General features: G+C 65.2%; 15 protein-coding genes. 7 read left to right on the top strand and 8 right to left on the bottom strand.

The window, feature by feature from the left end:
• Nucleotides 1-15: 15 nt before the first annotated feature.
• From NCR38_RS06555 to NCR38_RS06525, 7 genes are all read right to left on the bottom strand, one after another.
• Nucleotides 16-1,020: an NADP-dependent oxidoreductase gene (locus tag NCR38_RS06555; protein ID WP_061117354.1), complete on the bottom strand. Its 1,005-nt coding sequence runs from the start codon at nt 1,018-1,020 to the stop codon at nt 16-18.
• 30 nt (nt 1,021-1,050) lie between these two features.
• Nucleotides 1,051-1,530 carry a PaaI family thioesterase gene (locus NCR38_RS06550; RefSeq protein WP_061117355.1) on the bottom strand — a complete coding sequence of 160 codons (480 nt, stop codon included), beginning with the start codon at nt 1,528-1,530 and terminating at the stop codon, nt 1,051-1,053.
• A gap of 5 nt (nt 1,531-1,535) precedes the next feature.
• Nucleotides 1,536-1,838, bottom strand: coding sequence for a Dabb family protein (locus tag NCR38_RS06545; RefSeq protein ID WP_250476627.1), 303 nt, complete (start codon nt 1,836-1,838; stop codon nt 1,536-1,538).
• A 70-nt stretch (nt 1,839-1,908) separates the two neighbouring features.
• Nucleotides 1,909-3,087 (bottom strand): acetyl-CoA C-acyltransferase, encoded by a 1,179-nt coding sequence (locus NCR38_RS06540; RefSeq protein ID WP_250476626.1) that lies wholly within the window; start codon nt 3,085-3,087, stop codon nt 1,909-1,911.
• Nucleotides 3,088-3,102: 15 nt separating this feature from the next.
• Nucleotides 3,103-3,738 (bottom strand): bifunctional nicotinamidase/pyrazinamidase, encoded by a 636-nt coding sequence (gene pncA / locus NCR38_RS06535; RefSeq protein WP_409219260.1) that lies wholly within the window; start codon nt 3,736-3,738, stop codon nt 3,103-3,105.
• Nucleotides 3,731-5,815: a 3-hydroxyacyl-CoA dehydrogenase NAD-binding domain-containing protein gene (locus NCR38_RS06530; RefSeq protein ID WP_250476624.1), complete on the bottom strand. Its 2,085-nt coding sequence runs from the start codon at nt 5,813-5,815 to the stop codon at nt 3,731-3,733. Before NCR38_RS06530 ends, pncA begins: the two co-directional genes overlap by 8 nt.
• 167 nt (nt 5,816-5,982) lie before the next feature.
• A complete protein-coding gene (locus NCR38_RS06525; RefSeq protein WP_061117360.1) occupies nt 5,983-7,641 on the bottom strand; it encodes a 3-(methylthio)propionyl-CoA ligase in 1,659 nt (552 codons plus the stop codon).
• 172 nt (nt 7,642-7,813) lie between these two features.
• Here NCR38_RS06525 and NCR38_RS06520 point away from each other — a divergent pair, with 172 nt between their 5' ends.
• The 5 genes from NCR38_RS06520 (at nt 7,814) to NCR38_RS06500 (ending at nt 11,645) form a co-directional block, all read left to right on the top strand.
• Nucleotides 7,814-9,337 (top strand): YdiU family protein, encoded by a 1,524-nt coding sequence (locus NCR38_RS06520; protein WP_250476649.1) that lies wholly within the window; start codon nt 7,814-7,816, stop codon nt 9,335-9,337.
• Nucleotides 9,338-9,384: 47 nt separating this feature from the next.
• A complete protein-coding gene (gene msrB, locus NCR38_RS06515; protein WP_061117362.1) occupies nt 9,385-9,801 on the top strand; it encodes a peptide-methionine (R)-S-oxide reductase MsrB in 417 nt (138 codons plus the stop codon).
• Nucleotides 9,802-9,932: 131 nt separating this feature from the next.
• Entirely contained in the window at nt 9,933-10,469 is a 537-nt protein-coding gene (locus NCR38_RS06510) for a septation protein A (RefSeq protein WP_250476623.1), read from the top strand.
• Entirely contained in the window at nt 10,466-10,780 is a 315-nt protein-coding gene (locus tag NCR38_RS06505; RefSeq protein ID WP_250476622.1) for a BolA family transcriptional regulator, read from the top strand. The genes NCR38_RS06510 and NCR38_RS06505 overlap by 4 nt, the downstream gene beginning before the upstream one ends.
• A gap of 82 nt (nt 10,781-10,862) precedes the next feature.
• Nucleotides 10,863-11,645, top strand: a complete 783-nt coding sequence (locus tag NCR38_RS06500; protein ID WP_061117365.1) for a peptidylprolyl isomerase — start codon at nt 10,863-10,865, stop codon at nt 11,643-11,645.
• Nucleotides 11,646-11,777: 132 nt separating this feature from the next.
• Here NCR38_RS06500 and purL read toward each other — a convergent pair whose 3' ends face one another.
• The gene (purL, locus tag NCR38_RS06495) at nt 11,778-15,815 is read right to left on the bottom strand and encodes a phosphoribosylformylglycinamidine synthase (RefSeq protein WP_250476621.1); all 4,038 of its coding nucleotides are present in this window, start codon (nt 15,813-15,815) and stop codon (nt 11,778-11,780) included.
• 459 nt (nt 15,816-16,274) lie between these two features.
• Here purL and NCR38_RS06490 point away from each other — a divergent pair, with 459 nt between their 5' ends.
• Together NCR38_RS06490 and NCR38_RS06485 are read left to right on the top strand one after the other, a co-directional pair.
• Nucleotides 16,275-17,567, top strand: coding sequence for an FAD-dependent oxidoreductase (locus NCR38_RS06490; RefSeq protein ID WP_250476620.1), 1,293 nt, complete (start codon nt 16,275-16,277; stop codon nt 17,565-17,567).
• 108 nt (nt 17,568-17,675) lie between these two features.
• On the top strand, nt 17,676-19,238 hold the full coding sequence (locus NCR38_RS06485; protein WP_250476619.1) for an NAD(P)H-hydrate dehydratase: 1,563 nt from the start codon (nt 17,676-17,678) through the stop codon (nt 19,236-19,238).
• The last annotated feature ends 177 nt before the right edge of the window (nt 19,239-19,415 follow it).

Genomic DNA, 19,415 nt, shown 5'->3' with positions numbered 1-19,415 from the left:
TGCGTTCCTTCGCGATCAGACGAGCTTCACGAGTTGCTTGCCGAAGTTCTTTCCGCGCAAGAGGCCGAGGAACGCCTCGGGCGCATTCTCCAGCCCTTCGGCGATGCTCTCGCGAAAATGCAGCTTTTTCGTCGCGACGCGCTCGGCGAGCTCCTTCAGCGCTTGCGGCCAGACATCCAGATGTTCGTAGACGATGAAGCCCTGCAGCTTGAGCCGCTGGGTGAGGATGAGTCTGGGCGCGTTCATCGGCATGGGCTTGCCGTCATAACCGGAGATCATTCCGCACACGGCGACGCGCCCGAACGCGTTCATGCGCGCGAGCACGGCGTTGAGCGTTTCGCCGCCGACGTTTTCGAAGTAGCCATCCACGCCATTCGGCGTCGCGGCCTTCAGATCCTCGTAGAGCCTGCCCGCCTTGTAGTCGACGCACGCATCGAAGCCGAGCGTCTCGACGACATAGCGACACTTTTCCGCGCCGCCCGCGATGCCCACCGCCCGGCATCCCGCCGCCTTCGCCAGTTGCCCGACGACGCTGCCCACCGCCCCGCTCGCCGCGGAGACGACGACCGTCTCGCCCGCCTTCGGCTCGATGATGCGATTGAGCCCGTACCACGCCGTGACGCCCGGCATGCCGACCGCGCCGAGATACGCGGACAGCGGCACACGCGACGCATCGACCTTGTTCAGGCCGCGGCCATCGGACGTGCCGTATTCCTGCCAGCCGAGCACGCCGACGACGCTATCGCCCACCGCGAACGCCGGATTGCGCGATTCGCTCACGACGCCTACGGTGCCGCCGATCATCACTTCGTTGAGCGGCTGCGGCGCGGCATACGATTTCGCATCGTCCATGCGGCCGCGCATGTACGGATCGAGCGACAGATAGTGATTGCGCACGCGCACCTCGCCGTCCTGCAGCGGCGCGAGCGGCGTTTCGACCAGCTTGAAGTTCGACACCGACGCCTCGCCTTGCGGACGCGACACGAGCAGGATCTGGCGGTTGATTTGTGCATCTGCCATGCGGATTCTCCTTCGTATTTTTTTGACGACTCAGGCGTCGCTCGGACCGGGCGTCGCCTTCGGATCGGATCGCATCTTCTGCCTGACGATGTCGCGTCCGACCGCGAGCCGCTTCATGTACTTGAACGTGCCGAGCGCCTTCGCGACGAAGTGGCCCTCGCTGTCGCGGATCTCGCCTTCGCAATAGGCCATCGTCGTCGAGCGATGCAGCACGCGGCCATAGCCGCGCAGTTCGCCGCGGCCGGGCTGCATGAAGTTGACTTTCATCTCGACGGTGACGACCCCGATGCCGTCGCCCGCGACGCTGCGCGCGGCTAGCGCAAGCGATGCGTCGAGCAGGGTCATCGTGACGCCGCCGTGCGCGATGCCCCAGGTGTTCATGTGCGCTTCCTGAAGCGGCATGCGCACTTCGCTCTCGCCGTCGGCGGCCTTGACGAGCTGCACGCCGAGGGCGTCGATGAAGGGGCTTTCGATCGAGACGTTGCCGGCGGATGGTTCGGAAGAGGACATCGCGCTCACACTTCGTAGTCGACGCACTGCCGGTCTTCGCGGATCGCCGCGACGAAGTCCTTCAACGCCTGATGCTTCGGATGAACCTGATAGGCTTCGACCGCGGCCTTGTCGTCGAAGTCCGAGACGAGCACGACGTCGTACGTGCAATCGAAACCCGGCTGCGCGGTGCCGACTTCGAAATGTCCTTGCCCCTTGACGATGCTGCGGCAGGTTTCGAGCTTCGCCTTCAGTTTTTCGGCGTTCTCGGCGCGGCTCGCGCCCTCGGCATTTTCCTTCAGCTTCCACATGACGATGTGACGTAGCACGGCGGCTCCTGTTGTCGAACGAGACCTGAAGCGTAGCAAAAATCGCCATGCGGCGAAGGACGCGCAACCGTCACACGATTTCGAACAGCCCCGCCGCGCCCTGTCCGCCGCCAATGCACATCGTGACCACGACGAACCTCGCGCCGCGCCGCTTGCCTTCGATGAGCGCGTGTCCCGTCAGACGCGCGCCCGAGACGCCATACGGATGCCCGAGCGCGATCGCGCCGCCGTTCACGTTCAGACGGTCGTCCGGAATGCCCAGCTTGTCGCGGCAATAGAGCACCTGCACGGCGAACGCTTCGTTCAACTCCCACAGGCCGATATCGTCGACGGACAAGCCCGCGCGTTTCAGCAGCTTCGGCACCGCGAAGACCGGACCGATACCCATCTCGTCCGGCTCGCAGCCCGCGACCGCGAAACCGCGGAAGATGCCGAGCGGGACAAGCCCCTCCTTCTCGGCGAGCGTCGCGTTCATCACGACGCACGCCGATGCGCCGTCCGAAAACTGGCTCGCGTTGCCCGCGGTGATGACGCCGCCCGGCAGCGCGGTCCGGATGTCAGACACGCCTTGGAGCGTCGTGCCGGCGCGGATGCCTTCGTCGGCGGCGAGCGTCACTTCCTTCGTGAACATGCGCCCCGTGGCCTTGTCGGCGATGCCGGCGAGCACGGTGATCGGCACGATTTCATCGTCGAATCTGCCAGCGGCTTGTGCCGCCGCCGCGCGCTGCTGCGAACGCACGCCGTATTCGTCCTGCCGCGCCTTCGATATCTCGTAGCGCTTCGCGACGTTCTCGGCGGTCTGCAGCATCGACCAGTAGATCTCGGGCTTGTTCTGGTTCAGCCAGCCATCGGTCAGCATGTGACGGTTCATTTCGTTTTGCACGCACGAGATCGATTCGACGCCGCCCGCGACGTAGACATCGCCCTCGCCCGCGATCACGCGCTGCGCGGCGAGCGCGATCGTCTGCAAGCCCGACGAGCAGAAACGGTTCACCGTCATGCCGGGCACGAAGACGGGCAGCCCCGCGCGCAGGGCGATCTGCCGCGCGATGTTCATGCCCGTCGCGCCTTCGGGATTCGCGCAGCCCATGATGACGTCTTCGACGCGCGCCGGATCGATGCCCGCCCGTTCGACGACGGCCTTCGTCACATGGCCGCCGAGCGTCGCGCCGTGAGTCATGTTGAGCGCGCCGCGCCATGATTTGGCGAGCGCGGTGCGCGCCGTCGATACGATGACTGCATCGGTCATGTCGTCTCCCTTGCTTTAATTGAGTATGTCTGCCGACTTCACACGTTGTACGCCGGCGTCGCGCATGTCCTGCCATGCCTTGTCGAGCGAGCCCTCGAGATCGATCGCGCGGCACGCGTCCTCGATCACGATCACCTCGAAGCCCGCCGCGCGCGCGTCGAGCGCGGACCACGCGACGCAATAGTCGGTCGCGAGTCCCGCGAGCCAGACGCGCTTCGCGCCGACGTTGCGCAGATAGCCTTCGAGGCCCGTCGGCGTCGCGCGGTCCGCTTCGAGAAACGCCGAGTAGCTGTCGACATGCTCGTGATGTCCCTTGCGAATCACGAGCCGGGCATGCGGCACGTGCAGATCGCGATGCAGCGCCGCGCCTTGCGTGTCCTGCACGCAATGGACCGGCCACAACACCTGTTCGCCGTAAGGCAGCGTCATCATCTCGAACGGTTGACGGCCCGCGTGATTCGCCGCGAACGACACATGCGCGCGCGGATGCCAGTCCTGCGTCAGCACAACGTGCGAGAACGCGGGGGCAAGCCGATTGACGATCGGCACGACTTCATCGCCGCGCGCGACGGCAAGCGCGCCGCCCGGCATGAAGTCGTACTGCACGTCGACGACGAGGAATACATCTTCAACGGGTTTCATCTCAGTCATTGAAGTGGCCATTCGATTGCGCGAGCGCCGTCACGAGCGCGGCGGGTTGCCACGCATCGCCGTTGGTCTGCTTCGCGTACTTGCGCATCGCGCGTTCGACGTTATAGAGGCCGATGGTGTCCGCATAGAGCATCGGCCCGCCGCGCCAGAGCGGAAAGCCGTAGCCCGTCAGATAGACCATATCGATATCCGACGCCTTGCCGGCGATGCCTTCCGCCAGAATCTTCGCGCCTTCGTTCACGAGCGACAGCACGAGCCGCTCGACGATCTCTTCATCGCCGAACTTGCGTCGCTCGACGCCACGTTCCTTCGAATACGCAACGATCATGTCGTCGACGAGCTTCGATGGCGCCGCGTCGCGCTTGCCCGGCTGATAGTCGTACCAGCCCGCGCCGGTCTTCTGCCCGAAGCGGCCCATTTCGCACAGTCGATCCGCGACGCGCGAATAGTGCAGATCCGGCTGCTCCCGATAGCGGCGCTTTCTGATCGCCCAGCCGATGTCGTTGCCCGCCAGATCGCTCATGCGAAACGGGCCCATCGCAAAGCCGAAATTTTCTATCGCACGATCGATCTGCGCGGGCAGCGCGCCTTCTTCCAGCATGAAAAGCGCTTGCCGGATGTACTGCTCGATCATCCGGTTGCCGATGAAGCCGTCGCACACGCCAGACACCACCGCCGTCTTTTTGATCTTCTTCGCGAGCTGCATGACGGTGGCGAGCACGTCCTTGTCCGTCTTCTCGCCGCGCACGACTTCGAGCAGCTTCATCACGTTCGCAGGGCTGAAGAAGTGCATCCCGATGACATCGCCGGGACGTTTGGTGAACGAGGCGATCTTGTTCAGATCGAGCGTCGATGTGTTCGATGCGAGGATCGCGCCGGGCTTGGCGACTTCATCGAGCTGGCGGAACACTTGCTCCTTCACGCTCAACTCCTCGAAGACGGCTTCGATGATCAGGTCTGCCTGCGCCAGATCGGAGAACGACAAAGTTGGCTGAATCAGCGCCATGCGCTCTTCGACTTTCTCCTGCGTGAGCTTGCCCTTTTTCACTTGGGCTTCGTAGTTGCGACGGATCGTGGCGAGCCCGCGATCGATCGCGTCCTGCTTCGTTTCGAGCAGCACGACGGGCAGGCCCGCATTGAGGAAGTTCATCGCGATGCCGCCGCCCATCGTGCCCGCGCCGATCACGCCGATTTGCGCGATTTCCCTGACAGGCGTATTCGACGGCACATCGGCGATCTTGGCGGCTGCGCGCTCGCCGAAGAACGCATGCCGCAGCGCGCGGCTCTCGGGCGTCTGAACGAGCGCGAGAAAGCATTCGCGTTCGAAGGCGAGGCCACGCTCGAAACCTTCCTTCACGCCCCTTTCGACCGCATCGATGCACTTGTGCGGCGCCGGGAAATGCTTCGCGGCCGCCGCAACGCCGTTCCTCGCGAACTGAATGAAACCTTCGGCGTTCGGATGCTCGATCTTGCGGTCGCGCACTTTCGGATGCGGACCGCCCCGGTCCGCCGCCTGACTCGCGAACGACAGCGCGCGCGCCAGCAGCTCGCCTTCGACGAGCTCGTCGAAGAGCGCGGTTCGCGCGAGTTGTTCCGACGGCACCGGTGTGCCCGACACGATCATGTTCAACGCCGTCTCCAGCCCGACCACGCGCGGCAGACGCTGCGTGCCGCCCGCGCCGGGCAGCAGGCCGAGCTTCACTTCCGGCAGCGCGATTTGCGCGCCGGGCGTGGCGATGCGGTAGTGCGCGCCGAGCGCGAGCTCGAGGCCGCCGCCCATCGCCACCGCGTGGATCGCCGCGACCACGGGCTTCGCGCTCGCTTCCAGCGCCTTGATCACGGTCATGAGTGTCGGCTCTTGCGTGGCTTTCGGCGTGTTGAATTCGGTGATGTCCGCGCCGCCTGAAAATGCCTTGCCCGCGCCGATGATGACGATGGCGCGCACGTCGTCGTCATCGTTCGCGCGCTCGATGCCTTCGACGATGCCAAGGCGCGTCGAATGTCCGAGGCCGTTCACCGGCGGATTGTCGAGCGTGATGACGGCGACGCCGCCGCGGATCGTGTAGTCCACTGCCATGAAGGTGACTCCTGTCGACGGATACCGGATGAATTGTGGTTGATGCCTGCAGAATACACAAAAAAGCACGATCGTCCAATTAAGGTGAACGTGTGCTTTGCGAGGCGCTAATGCAGAAAAGCCCCGGTACCGCGAGAGCGGACGGGGCTTTGATGCGCGCGGGCGGCCTAAACGGAGTTTTCTGCGGCGTTCGGCAGCACGTAATCGCGAAACTGCTCGCGCAGACGCACTTTCTGGAGCTTGCCCGTCGCGGTGTGCGGCAGATCCTCGGCGAACACGACATCGTCCGGAATCCACCACTTAGCAACCTTGCCCTCGAAATGCGCGAGCAGCTCCTCGCGCGTGACGGTGGCGCCGGGCTTGAGGACCGCCACGATCAGCGGCCGCTCGGTCCACTTCGGATGCGCGCACGCGATGCACGCGGCCTCCGCCACCTGCGGATGCGACACCGCGATGTTTTCCAGATCGATCGAGCTGATCCATTCGCCGCCGGACTTGATCACGTCCTTGCTGCGATCGGTGATCTGCATGAAGCCGTCCGGATCGATGGTCGCGACATCGCCTGTCGGGAACCAGCCGTCGACGAGCGGCGACTCGTCACGACGGAAATAGCGGTCGATGACCCACGGCCCGCGCACGTACAGATCGCCGAAGGACTTGCCGTCCCACGGCAGTTCGCGGCCGTCGTCGCCGACCACTTTCATGTCGACGCCGAAGAGCGTGTGTCCCTGTTTCTCCAGCGAACGCCGCTGCTCCTCCAGCGGGCGCTGCTTCTGCTTGAAACTCAGGCGTGACAAGGTGCCGAGCGGCGACATCTCCGTCATGCCCCACGCGTGGATCACCTGCACGCCGTACTCTTCCTCGAAGATGCGCAGCATCGCGGGCGGACACGCGGAGCCGCCGATCACCGTGCGCTTCAACGTCGAAAACCGCAGGTTTTGCTGCTTCATGTAGTTGAGCAGGCCCATCCAGACGGTCGGCACGCCCGCCGAATACGTGACGCCTTCGGCTTCCATCAGTTCGTAGAGCGATTTGCCGTCGAGGTCCTTGCCCGGGAACACGAGTTTTGCACCGACGAGCGGCCCCGCATGCGGAATGCCCCACGCGTTGACATGGAACATCGGCACCACGGGCAGAATCGAATCGCTCGATGACGCGCCCATCGCATCGGGCAACGCCGCGCCGTACGCATGCAACACTGTCGAGCGATGCGAGTAAAGCGCGCCCTTCGGATTGCCGGTCGTGCCCGACGTGTAGCAGAGAAACGAGGCCTGACGCTCGTCGAGCACCGGCCATTCGTAGTCGCCGTCATGCTCGCCGATGAGGCTCTCGTAGCTCATCACCGGCACGCTCATGTTCGATAGATGCTGGCCGATGCACGCGGCATCGCCGAGCGCGATCCAGCCTTTCACGTTCGGACATTGCGGCGCGATGAGCTCGACGAGCGGGCCGAAGGTCATGTCGAAGCAGACATATGAATCGTCGGCGTGATCGATGATGAACGCGATCTGATCGGGAAAGAGACGCGGATTGATCGTGTGGCACACGGCGCCCATGCCGCTCACGCCGTAGTAGCACTCCAGATGTCTGTAGCCGTTCCATGCGAGCGTGCCGATGCGCTCTCCCTGTTCGACGCCGAGCGCGGTCAGTGCCTGCGCAAGCTGCTTCGCGCGCTTCTCGCAATCGCGGTACGTGTAGCGGTGGATGTCGCCTTCGATGCGGCGCGACACGATTTCGTTGTCGCCGAAGTGACGCGAGGCATGGGACAGCAGGGACGACGCGAGCAGCGGTACTTCCATCATCTGGCCGTAAAGCGGCGACGTCATAGGCAGGGTCCTCGAATCTGTCGAATGCTGGTCGGATGGCCGGGCCGCGCTCGTGCAGGCCCGTGGGCGCGGAATTACAATATCGTTTAACTCAGAGGCGCTCAATATGTCGTTTTCCCCAAGCAATGCCGTGCGCGCGGCGCGCGACGAGACGCCCGCCGAGGCGCGTTCCATGAGCGAAATCGCCGGCGCGATTCGAGTCGGTGAACCCGGTTCGTTCGCTGCGCTCGGCAACGCGTTTCTCACGCGTCTTCCCGCCGCCCCGGTGCCCGATCCGTATCTCGTCGGGCTTTCGCGCGAGATGGCCGAATCGCTCGGTTTCGATCCGATCGTCGCCACCGGCGCCGAATCAAATGAATTCGCCGCATACTTCGCCGGCAATCCGACGCGCGACTGGCCGGGCGAATCGCTGCCCTATGCCGCCGTGTATTCGGGTCACCAGTTCGGCGTATGGGCGGGTCAACTGGGCGACGGCCGCGCGCTCACGCTAGGCGAAGTCAGCGCCGGCGAGCGCCTCGAAGTGCAGTTGAAGGGCGCGGGACGCACGCCCTACTCGCGCATGGGCGACGGCCGCGCAGTGCTGCGTTCCTCGATCCGCGAGTTTCTGTGCTCGGAAGCGATGCACCATCTCGGCATTCCGACGACGCGCGCGCTCACCGTCATCGGCTCGGATCTGCCGGTGCGCCGCGAGACCATCGAAACGGCGGCGATCGTCACGCGCGTGTCGCCGAGCTTCGTGCGCTTCGGCCATTTCGAGCACTTTTATGCGAACGATCGCATCGACGATCTGAGGACGCTCGCCGATCACGTGATCGACCGTTTCCATCCGCATTGCCGCGACGCCGACGATCCCTACCTCGCGCTGCTCGGCGAAGCCGTGCGCTCCACCGCCGATCTCATGGCGCAATGGCAAGGCGTCGGCTTCTGCCACGGCGTGATGAACACCGACAACATGTCGATTCTCGGCCTCACGATCGACTACGGCCCGTTCGGTTTCATGGACGCCTTCAACGCGCATCACATCTGCAATCACTCGGATACGCAGGGCCGCTATTCCTATGGCCGCCAGCCGCAAGTGGCGTACTGGAACCTCTTCTGTCTCGCGCAGGCGCTCGTCCCGCTCTTCGGCGAGAACCTGCCGGAGGAAGGACGCGCCGAGCGCGTGGTCGAAGAAGCGCAGAAAGTGATGGAGCGATACAAGGATCGTTTCGGGCCCGCGCTCGTCGCTAAGATGCGCGCGAAGCTCGGGCTCGCTATCGAGCGCGACGGCGACGACAAGCTCGCCAACGGCCTCTTCGAAATCATGCATGCGAACCGCACGGACTTCACGCTCACGTTCCGTAACTTGTCGAAGCTTTCGAAATCGGACGCGAGCCACGACGCACCCGTGCGCGATCTGTTCCTCGACCGCGCCGCGTTCGATGCGTGGGCCGCGCAGTATCGCGAGCGCCTGGCGCACGAGCCGCGCGACGACGCCGCACGCGCCGAGGCCATGAATCGCGTGAATCCGAAATACGTGCTGCGCAATCATCTGGCGGAACAGGCGATCCGCCGCGCGGCCGAGAAGGACTTTTCAGAAGTGGAGCGCCTGCTGGACGTACTGCGCCATCCGTACGACGAACAGCCCCACTATGAGGCCTATGCCGGCCTGCCGCCCAACTGGGCGAGCGACCTCGAAGTCAGTTGCTCTTCGTAGGATCGCCCTCATATACACGGCCTTCCCGGCCAGACCAAAGGAAAGACATGAGCCACGACGACACCCCGACGAGCTATCCGCTGCAAAAGGACGACGCCACCTATCGCCGCGAACTCGACGACATGCAGTATCAGGTCACGCGCCACGCCGTCACCGAGCGTCCGTTCACCGGCAAATACTGGGATCACGACGAGCGCGGCGTCTATGATTGCGTCTGCTGCGGTACGCCGCTTTTCGAATCCGCCACAAAGTTCGATGCCGGCTGCGGCTGGCCGAGCTATTTCAAGCCGATCAACGGCGAAGTGATCCAGGAGAAAACCGACCGCTCGCACGGCATGCTTCGCATCGAAGTGCTGTGCAAGAACTGCGGCGCGCACCTCGGCCACGTATTCGAGGACGGCCCCGCGCCGACCGGTCTGCGGTATTGCATCAACTCGGCTGCGCTACAATTCGAACCCAAGTAAGCGCGAGCCCGGCACGCGCGCTCCGGGGAGCGACCGTGCATCAAGCCGTACCGGCGCCCGCTCCCGTTCGAGCGGGCGTTCTTTCCTCATGCGCCTCGCATCCATCCGATGCCCATCACGTCCGGACGCCAATGAAATTTCTGTTCGATCTGTTTCCGATCATTCTTTTTTTCGTCGCATTCAAGGTCTGGGGAATTTACACCGCGACGGCGGTCGCGATCGCGGCGACGCTCGTTCAGATCGCCTGGGTCGCGTTCCGTCATCGCAAGGTCGATCCGATGCTGTGGGTCAGTCTCGGCGTCGTCGTCGTATTCGGCGGCGCGACGCTCGTGCTGCACAACGACACCTTCATCAAATGGAAGCCGACAGCGCTCTACTGGCTGTTCGCGTTCGCGCTGATCGTCGCGCAAATCGGCTTCAAAAAGAATCTGATCGAGGCGATGATGGGCAAGCAGATCGTGCTGCCGCATCGCGTGTGGGGACAACTGAATCTCGCGTGGGCGGTGTTCTTCGCGCTGCTCGGCATCGTGAACCTTTTCGTCGCGTACAACTTCACCACGGATCAGTGGGTGAATTTCAAGCTCTTCGGCGCGACGGGCTGTCTCGTCGTGTTCATCGTCTTGCAGAGCTTCTGGCTCGCGAAGTACATGAAGGAGGACGGACAATGAGCGCATCGTTCGATTTCATGAGCGCGTCGGCGAACGACAAGATCAGGCATCTCGAAGCGCGTCTGACCGAGGCATTGCAACCGCAGTCGGTGCATATCGACGACGACAGCGCCGCGCACGCGGGCCACGCCGGCGCGGCCGCCGGCAGCCACTACACGGTGACGATCGTCGCGGCGTGCTTCGCCGGCAAGGCGCGCGTGGCGCGGCATCGACTGGTGTATGATGCGCTGGCCGAGGAAATGCGGCGCGGCGTGCACGCGCTCGCGATCCGGGCTTACACGCCGCAGGAGTTCGCAGAACAATTCGAATAGACACGCGCGCGCGTCACCGCTTAAGCCTTGCTTCTTGAAACTCGCCTTTAAAGGCGTCTGTTTGTTCAGTTAGGAACCTCCGATGACTTTGAAAAAAACCCGCGTCTGGGTGTTGCTGGCTGCGTTCGCGGCTGCGCCCGCCTTTGCGCAAAACGTCGCCGTCGTCAACGGCACGCCGATTCCCACGTCGCGCGCCGATGCGCTCGTGAAGCAGCTCGTCGCGCAGGGTCAGCAGAATTCGCCGCAGCTTCAGCAAGCTGTGCGCGAGGAACTCATCAACCGCGAAATCCTGATGCAGGAAGCCGCGCGCGAAGGCGTCGCGACGCGCCCCGATGTCAAGGCGCAGGTCGCGGTGGCGCAGCAGACCGTCGTGCTGCGCGCGCTCATCGAAGACTTCGTGAAGAAGAACACGCCGACCGACGCCGAGATCAAGGCGCGCTATGACCAGCTCGTCAAGCAGAACGGCGGCGGCAAGGAACTGCATCTGCATCACATCCTCGTCGAAGACGAAGCGCAGGCGAAGGACCTGATCGCGAAGATCAAGGCGGGCGCGAGCTTCGAGGATCTCGCCAAGCAATATTCGAAAGACCCGGGATCGGGCAAGAATGGCGGCGATCTGGACTGGTCGTCGCCTTCGGCTTATGTGCCGGAATTCGGCGCGGCCGCGGAGAAGCTGAAGAAGGGAGAAGTGACGCCGGCGCCGGTGAAGACGCAGTTCGGCTGGCACGTCATCCGCCTGGACGATTCGCGCGAAGTCGCCCCGCCGCCGCTCGATCAGGTCAAGACGCAGATCGCGCAGCAGATCCAGCAGGAAAAACTGCAGGCGTTCGAAGAAGGTCTGCGCAGCAAAGCGGTGATCAAGTAAGCGCGCTTGCTCGATCCTTCCGTTCGCCATCTGCGAGCCATGACAAAGCCGCCCTCGGGCGGCTTTGTTGCTTCTGGCTAGCGCTAAAAAAACGAAACACCCCTCGGGGTGTTTCGTCCGACGCCTTCGCAATCAGCCGAGGAAGCGTCGCGCGTTCTGGAAGGCCCGCAGCCACGGGCTGCCGTCGGTGGTCCAGTCATCGGGCGTCCAGCTCATCTGCACGTTGCGATGCACGCGCTCCATGTGCGGCATCAGCACGGTGAAGCGGCCATCGGGCGTCGTCACGGACGTGATGCCCTGCGGCGAGCCGTTCGGATTGAACGGATATTGCTCCGTCGCATTGCCGCGATGATCGACGTAGCGCATCGCGACAAGCGCCTGCGCCTGATCGCCCTGCTGCGAGAAGTCGGCGAAACCTTCGCCGTGCGCGACCGCCACCGGAATGCGCGAGCCTTCCATGCCGGCGAAGAAGATCGACGGCGAACGCTCGACCTCGACGAGCGAGAAGCGCGCCTCGAACTGCTCCGACTTGTTGCGCGTGAACTTCGGCCAGTTTTCCGCGCCCGGAATGATCGACGCGAGACTCGACATCATCTGGCAGCCGTTGCAGATGCCGAGCGCGAAGGTGTCGCCGCGGCCGAAGAACGCGGCGAACATGTCGGCGAGGCGTTGATTGAAGCGGATCGTCTTCGCCCAGCCCTCGCCCGCGCCCAGCACATCGCCGTATGAGAAGCCGCCGCACGCGACCGCGCCCGCGAAGTCGGCGAGCGTCGCGCGGCCCTCGAGCAGATCGCTCATGTGGACGTCGTGCGCGTCGAAGCCGGCACGGTCGAATGCGTAAGCTGTTTCGAGGTGCGAGTTCACGCCCTGCTCGCGCAGAATCGCGACACGCGGACGTTTTCCCGTCGCGATGAACGGCGCGGCGACGTCTTCGGCCGGATCGAAGGTTAGCTGAGGCGAAAGGCCCGGATCGGCGGCATCGAGCAGCGCGTCGTATTCGGCATCCGCGCAGGCCGGGTTGTCGCGCAGACGCGCGATGCGCCAGCTCACTTCGCTCCACGCGCGGTGCAGCTCGACGCGCGGTGCATCGAAAATCTTCTTCGCGTCGCGATAGATCTCGATCGCGCCGCTCTCGTTCGGCTTGCCGATCACATGCGAGCACGCCGACAAGCCATGCTCGCGCAGCGCGGCGAGCACCGCGTCGCGGTCCGATGCGCGCACCTGCACCACCGCGCCGAGTTCTTCCGAGAACAGCGCGCGGATCGTGCGGTCGTCGCGTCGGCCGCTCGTCTGCTTCGCCCAGTCCTTCGCGTCGCCGTAATCGGATTCGTGTTCGGCGTCGAGCGTCAGCATGTCGACGTTCAGCGACACGCCAACATGACCCGCAAACGCCATTTCGCAGACCGTCGCCCACAGGCCGCCATCGGAGCGGTCATGGTAGGCGAGCAGCTTGCCTTCGGCGTTGAGCGCCTGGATCGCGGCGAAGAAACGCTTCAGATCCTCGGGGTCGTCGACGTCGGGCACCGCATCGCCGACCTGCTGCGTCACCTGCGCGAGGATGCTGCCACCCATGCGGTTGCGGCCGCGGCCCAGATCGATCGCGATCAGCACCGTGTTGGCGTCATTGACGAGCTGCGGCGTCAGATGACGGCGCACGTCTTCCACGGGCGCGAACGCCGAGATGATCAGCGACACCGGCGACACGACTTCGCGGGCACCGCCGCGCGCGTCCTGCCACTTGGTGCGCATGGACAGTGAATCCTTGCCGACCGGAATGCTGATGCCGAGCGCCGGACACAGCTCCATGCCGATCGCCTTCACCGTTTCATAGAGCGCGGCATCTTCACCCGCGCTGCCGCACGCGGCCATCCAGTTCGCCGACAGCTTCAGCTTGTTCAGCGATTCGATCGGCGCGGAGGCAATGTTCGTCACCGCTTCGCCCACCGCCATGCGTCCCGATGCGGGTGCGTCGATGACGGCGAGCGGCGTGCGCTCGGCCATCGTCATCGCTTCGCCGCGAAAGCCTGCGTAGTCCATCGTCGTGACGGCGCAATCGGCCACGGGCACCTGCCACGGGCCGACGAACTGATCACGCGCGGTCGTACCGCCGACCGAGCGGTCGCCGATGGTTATGAGGAACGACTTGCTCGCGACCGTGGGATGCTTAAGCACATCGACCGCCACCGCCGACAGCGGCAGACCGGTCACGTCGACCGGCGTGAACTGCGCGTGCTCGCGCTTCACGTCGCGATGCATCTTGGGCGGCTTGCCGAGCAGCACGTCCATCGGCATATCGACGGGTTCCTGACCTTCGTTCGCTTCGTCGATCAGCTTCAACTGCCGCTCTTCGGTCGCCACGCCAACGACTGCCACCGGGCAGCGTTCGCGTTCGCAGATCGCCTGAAACGCGGGCAGATCGGCGGGCGAGATCGCGAGGACATAACGTTCCTGCGCTTCGTTCGACCAGATTTCGCGCGGCGAGAGACCGCTTTCTTCGAGCTGGACCTTGCGCAGCTCGAAGCGCGCGCCTCTGCCCGCGCCATCGACGAGCTCCGGGAAGGCGTTCGAAATGCCGCCCGCGCCGACATCGTGAATCGACAGGATCGGATTGCCCTCGCCCATCTGCCAGCAGGTGTTGATGACTTCCTGCGCGCGGCGCTGGATTTCCGGATTGCCGCGCTGGACCGAATCGAAGTCGAGCTCGGCGGTGTTCGCGCCGGTCGCCATCGACGACGCCGCGCCGCCGCCCATGCCGATGCGCATGCCCGGACCGCCGATCTGGATCAGCAGCGTGCCGGCCGGCAGATCGTTCTTGTGCGTGTGCTGGTCCGAAATATTGCCGATGCCGCCCGCGATCATGATCGGCTTGTGATAGCCGCGCACGCGGCCCGCGACGTTCTGCTCGTAGGTGCGGAAATAGCCGCCGAGGTTCGGCCGGCCGAATTCGTTGTTGAAGGCCGCGGCGCCGATCGGCCCGTCGATCATGATCTGCAACGGCGAGGCGATGCGGTCGGGCCGGCCGTATGGCTCGTTCTGGTCGGCCGGATTGCGCGATGCGAGCGGCACCGCGGCATCGCGATCGTTTTCCCACATTTCGCGCGCGCCGGGCAAATCGAGGTTCGACACGGTGAAGCCGGCAAGACCGGCCTTCGGACGCGCGCCGCGGCCCGTCGCGCCTTCGTCGCGGATTTCGCCGCCGGAGCCCGTCGCCGCGCCCGCGAACGGGGAAATCGCGGTCGGGTGATTGTGCGTCTCGACCTTCATCAGCGTGTGGGTCAGTTCCACATGACGCTGATACTGCTCGTCGCGACCGCGCGGGAACCAGCGCTGCGCGATGCCGCCGCGCATGATCGCCGAGTTGTCCGAATACGCGACGATCGTGCCTTCGTGATTCAGCTTTTCGGTATTGCGGATCATCTGGAACAGCGACATGTCCTGCTTCTCGCCGTCGATGGTCCACTCGCCGTTGAAGATCTTGTGGCGGCAGTGTTCGCTGTTGGCCTGCGCGAACATCATCAGTTCGACGTCGGTCGGATTGCGCTTCAGCCCTTCGAATGCGTTCACCAGATAATCGATTTCGTCTTCCGCGAGCGCGAGGCCGAGTTCGGTGTTCGCGGCTTCGAGCGCCTTGCGTCCCGCGCCGATGATATCGACCGTCTGCAAGGGCTTGGCGGGCAGTTCATCGAAGAGATGCAGCGCCTGATCGCGCGATGCCGCGACGCTTTCCGTCATGCGGTCGTGCAACGCATCCGCGACGGCGGCGCGCGCTTCGTCCGACAGCGCCTTCTTGCCGCCGAGAAAGCCGCTTTTCATGATGACCGAGTACTCGACGCCGCGCTCGATGCGCCGCACCTTATCGAGCCCGCAGTGATGCGCGATGTCGGTCGCCTTGCTCGCCCACGGCGAAACCGTGCCGAAGCGCGGCACGACCAGGAAGGTCTCGACCTGGCCGCGCTCCTGCGATGCGTCGAAAGGCGCGCCGTAGTGCATCAGCGCATCGATGCGGCTGTTGTCATCGTCGGTGAGCGGCTCGGACGCGTTGACGAAATGCAGGAACTGACCGCGCACGCCGACGATATTCGCGTCGATGCGGGCGAGCGTTTCGAGAAGGCGGGTTTGACGAAAATCGGAGAGGGCCGAAGCGCCGGGGAAACACGAGAAGTGGGCCATTGTGACGGTGCGTCGATGACGTCTGTGTGCCGCTCGCGCGACGCTCGCTTTTTTGCGAATCGAAAAAATCGCAAATTCGGACTCGAGCGCGCAAAACGGCGTGAGGCGAAAGGAAGACCGCGATTATAACCCGGAAGCGTCTCGAAATCGGGCCGGGCGGTCCGTCCCGGCGCTGTGCGGCGGCGCGCGGCGAGGCGAACCCAATCGGTTCTCATCCCGAAATCACCTGGACGCACAAGGCCGGGGCAAACTTGATGAGTCGCGCACCGCATGACCGCGCGGCTTGCCGTCCCTCGCAAACGATTTTGGCGCTATCATGGCGCGCTCTTCGGGTCCGGCGCGCCGAGCCGCGCTTCAGGATCCGTCGTTTTACCGTCAAGGCGCGCGGCGTCGGGCGCTTCGCTCCCGCGCGTCACACCGCGCAGCACTGCAATCTCGCGCCTTCGGGCACAAAAAGTCATGGATGTCATCGTCATCGGCGGAGGAATCGCCGGCATCGCCACCGCCTGCCAGTTGCACGCGGCAGGTCATCGCGTTTGCGTGATCGAGCGCCACGCGACCGTCGCGCAAGGCGCCACCTACGGCCAGGGCGGCGCACTGCTGCCATCGCCGCTCGATGTCTGGTTCGGGCCGACCTTCATGGCATCGAGCCGCTCGAAGCAAAGCGGCATGGTGGTCAAGACCGGGTTCGACTCGGCCGCCCGCGATTTCATCAAGCAACTCGCGGCGCTTCGCGATCCCGAGGCGTTCGCTGCGCAGTACGCGCATCTGCAGCCGCTCGTCGATCTGTCGCGGCGCGTGCTGGCGGACATCGAAAGCCGCCTGGAACTCGATTTCGAACAACGCCGCGGCATGCTGCACGTGTTCCGGCAGCCGCGCGAGCTCGAAGACGCGCAACCGGCCATCGATCTGCTCAAGGGCTGCGGCGTGCCGTATCGGCTGCTGACGCCCGAGGAATGCGTCGCCGTCGAACCTTCCGTGCCGGACTACCCCGAGTTCGCGGGCGGCGTGCTGCTGCCCGAGGAGCGCACCGCGAACTGCCCGCTTTTCACCAAGCAACTGAAGCAGGTGCTCGAAGACGATGGCGTGCAGTTCCGCATGCACCGGAGCGTCGCGTCGGTGCGGCTCGACGGCGCGCGCGCCGCCGTCGAGCTCGCCGATCCGAGCGAGGGCAAGAAGCGCAGCGCCGAGGTCGAGCTGATCACCGCGGACGCGATCGTCGTCGCGGCGGGCACCGGCACGCCCGGGCTCATCGGCGGCATCCGGTCGGCGTCCTCGCTTTTTCCGCTGCGCGTGCACACGCTGACTGCGCCCGTCGCCTATGAGGAGCGCGTGCCGCATCTCACGGTCGTCGATACGATCAAGCGCATCACGATGACGCGCGTGAACCAGCGGCTGCGCGTGGGCGGCGCGGGCGTGTTTCAGAGCGCCTCCAAAGCCGACAAGCCGCTCGACGCCACGCTGGCCCGGCGCGCGCTCGATTTGCTCGGTCAGGGCACGCACGACTGGATTCCGGGCGCGGCGCGAGTGTCCGCCGCGCGCGCGTGGGATGGTTTGCGACTGATCACCGCCGACGGGCTGCCGGTCGTCGGCGCGACGCGCCATCCGCGGCTTTTCGTCAACGCGGCGCACGGCCCGGCCGGCTGGGGCCTCGCATGCGGGTCTGCTAAAGTGATCGCGGACCTCGTCTCCGGCGTTACGCCCGACATTCCCGCCAGCGCGCTCGCGGCGATGAGCATCGAGCGCTTCTAGCAAGCAGCAGTCACCGCGCGGCGCGCACCGCCGCGACGGGCACGATTGCTGCGGCGACGCCGGATTCCCGACCGACTCGATTCTCGAAGCGCCCTTCCGCCCGCCGCCATGACCGCTGCCCGCTCACCCTACTTCAGCCCCAAAGACGATCCCCTCGCGCTGCTGACGCTTACCGAGCTGCGCGCGCTCGAAGCGCGTGCGGCTGCGGCGCTGCCGCCGCACACGCTGATGGCGCGCGCGGGGGCGGCCGCCGCGCAATGCCTCATCGACGTGCTCGAGAACGATCCCGACTCCCGCGCACGGCCGGTGTGGCTCGTGGCCGGCCCCGGCAACAACGGCGGCGACGCGCTCGTGATGGCGGAGCAACTGCATCGCGCCGGCATTGCGGTACGTGTGTGCATGCCGGTCGAGGTCAAGCCCGACGACGCACGCTGGGCGCTCGAATCGGCGCGCGCTGCGGGCGTGCCGATCGACGGCCAGCCGCCCGCATCGTTCGACGGCTTCGGCTGGCTCGTCGACGGCATGTTCGGCATCGGCCTCACGCGCGCGCTCGACGGCGTATTCGCGGATATCGCCGCGCGCATGGCGCGCCGTTCCAGCGCTTCAGGCCGCGTGCTCGCGCTCGACATCGCAAGCGGCCTGAACAGCGACACCGGCACACCCGTGAACGGCGGCGAAGCCGTGCGCGCGACGGACACCATCACGTTCATCGGCGCGAAGCCGGGGCATTTCACGTCGCAAGGCCGCGATCTGACGGGACGGCTCTTCGTGTCGACGCTGGAGGTCGATTCGAGCACCGCGCCTTCGATCACGCTTAACGCGCCCGCACTCTTCGGCGCATGCATGCCGCCGCGCGACAACGCGACCAACAAGGGCACGTTCGGCTCGCTCGCGGTCATCGGCGGCGACACCGGCATGTGCGGCGCGCCGATTCTCGCCGCGCGCATGGCGCTCTACGGCGGCGCGGGAAAGGTTCACGTCGCGTTTCTGGGCGAAGGCTTTCCGCCCTATGATCCGCCGCATCCCGAGCTGATGCTGCATCGCGCCGCCGGCTTCGCGCCCGACACGATGGACGCGCTGTCCATCGGCTGCGGCATGGGCACGAGCGAGCGCGCGAAAAACGTGCTGGCGGACGCGCTCAAGCTCGACATCCCGAAGCTGCTCGATGCCGACGCGCTCAATCTCGTCGCCAAAGACGACGCGCTCGCCTCCGCCGTCGCGACACGCGGCGCCAAGGGCGATCCGTGCATCCTGACGCCGCATCCGCTCGAAGCGGCGCGTCTCTTGCAGACTGACGCGAAATCCGTTCAGGCCGACCGCATCGCCGCCGCGCGCCAGCTCGCCGCGCGCTATGCGGCGATCGCGGTGCTCAAGGGCTCGGGCACCGTAATCGCGTCGTCCGACGGACGTGTCTGCGTGAATCCAACCGGCAACGCCGGTCTCGCGACAGGCGGCACCGGCGACGTGCTCGGCGGATTGATCGGAGCATTGCTCGCGCAGAAACTGCCGGCCTACGAAGCCGCGCTCGCGGGCGTCTATCTGCATGGCCTTGCCGCGCAGACACTTACCGACGACGGCATGGGCCCGGCGGGATTGACCGCGGGCGAACTCGCGCCGGCCGTGCGCGGTCTCATCAACCGCCGCTTTTACGCGCAGCACGCGCGAAGCTGAAGGCTTGCGGGCGCACGCCCGCGAAGTCCCCGTGACGCTTTGCAAGCATCCGGTCATGCATCGTCGCTATACTCTTTTTTGATTCGGGCAACCGCGGCCGTTTAGTCGCGTTCACCAAACACGACACGCACAGGCAAGCCGAGCCGCAATCGCACGAACGTATTCCTCTGTCACTCT

It is taken from the genome of Caballeronia sp. INML1 (assembly GCF_023631085.1).
GTDB lineage: Bacteria > Pseudomonadota > Gammaproteobacteria > Burkholderiales > Burkholderiaceae > Caballeronia > Caballeronia turbans.
Note: the sequence above shows the minus strand (reverse complement) of the source record. Positions and strands in the feature narration are given on the sequence as shown.

Excerpts from the sequence above, each read along its gene's own strand:
- NCR38_RS06490 (WP_250476620.1), top strand. The coding sequence starts at position 16,275 with ATGGATGTCATCGTCATCGGCGGAGGAATCGCCGGCATCGCCACCGCC.
- NCR38_RS06550 (WP_061117355.1), bottom strand. The coding sequence starts at position 1,530 with ATGTCCTCTTCCGAACCATCCGCCGGCAACGTCTCGATCGAAAGCCCC.
- purL (WP_250476621.1), bottom strand. The coding sequence starts at position 15,815 with ATGGCCCACTTCTCGTGTTTCCCCGGCGCTTCGGCCCTCTCCGATTTT.
- NCR38_RS06530 (WP_250476624.1), bottom strand. The coding sequence starts at position 5,815 with ATGGCAGTGGACTACACGATCCGCGGCGGCGTCGCCGTCATCACGCTC.
- NCR38_RS06510 (WP_250476623.1), top strand. The coding sequence starts at position 9,933 with ATGAAATTTCTGTTCGATCTGTTTCCGATCATTCTTTTTTTCGTCGCA.
- NCR38_RS06500 (WP_061117365.1), top strand. The coding sequence starts at position 10,863 with ATGACTTTGAAAAAAACCCGCGTCTGGGTGTTGCTGGCTGCGTTCGCG.
- NCR38_RS06540 (WP_250476626.1), bottom strand. The coding sequence starts at position 3,087 with ATGACCGATGCAGTCATCGTATCGACGGCGCGCACCGCGCTCGCCAAA.
- NCR38_RS06485 (WP_250476619.1), top strand. The coding sequence starts at position 17,676 with ATGACCGCTGCCCGCTCACCCTACTTCAGCCCCAAAGACGATCCCCTC.
- NCR38_RS06505 (WP_250476622.1), top strand. The coding sequence starts at position 10,466 with ATGAGCGCATCGTTCGATTTCATGAGCGCGTCGGCGAACGACAAGATC.
- NCR38_RS06520 (WP_250476649.1), top strand. The coding sequence starts at position 7,814 with ATGAGCGAAATCGCCGGCGCGATTCGAGTCGGTGAACCCGGTTCGTTC.
- pncA (WP_409219260.1), bottom strand. The coding sequence starts at position 3,738 with ATGACTGAGATGAAACCCGTTGAAGATGTATTCCTCGTCGTCGACGTG.
- msrB (WP_061117362.1), top strand. The coding sequence starts at position 9,385 with ATGAGCCACGACGACACCCCGACGAGCTATCCGCTGCAAAAGGACGAC.
- NCR38_RS06555 (WP_061117354.1), bottom strand. The coding sequence starts at position 1,020 with ATGGCAGATGCACAAATCAACCGCCAGATCCTGCTCGTGTCGCGTCCG.
- NCR38_RS06525 (WP_061117360.1), bottom strand. The coding sequence starts at position 7,641 with ATGACGTCGCCGCTTTACGGCCAGATGATGGAAGTACCGCTGCTCGCG.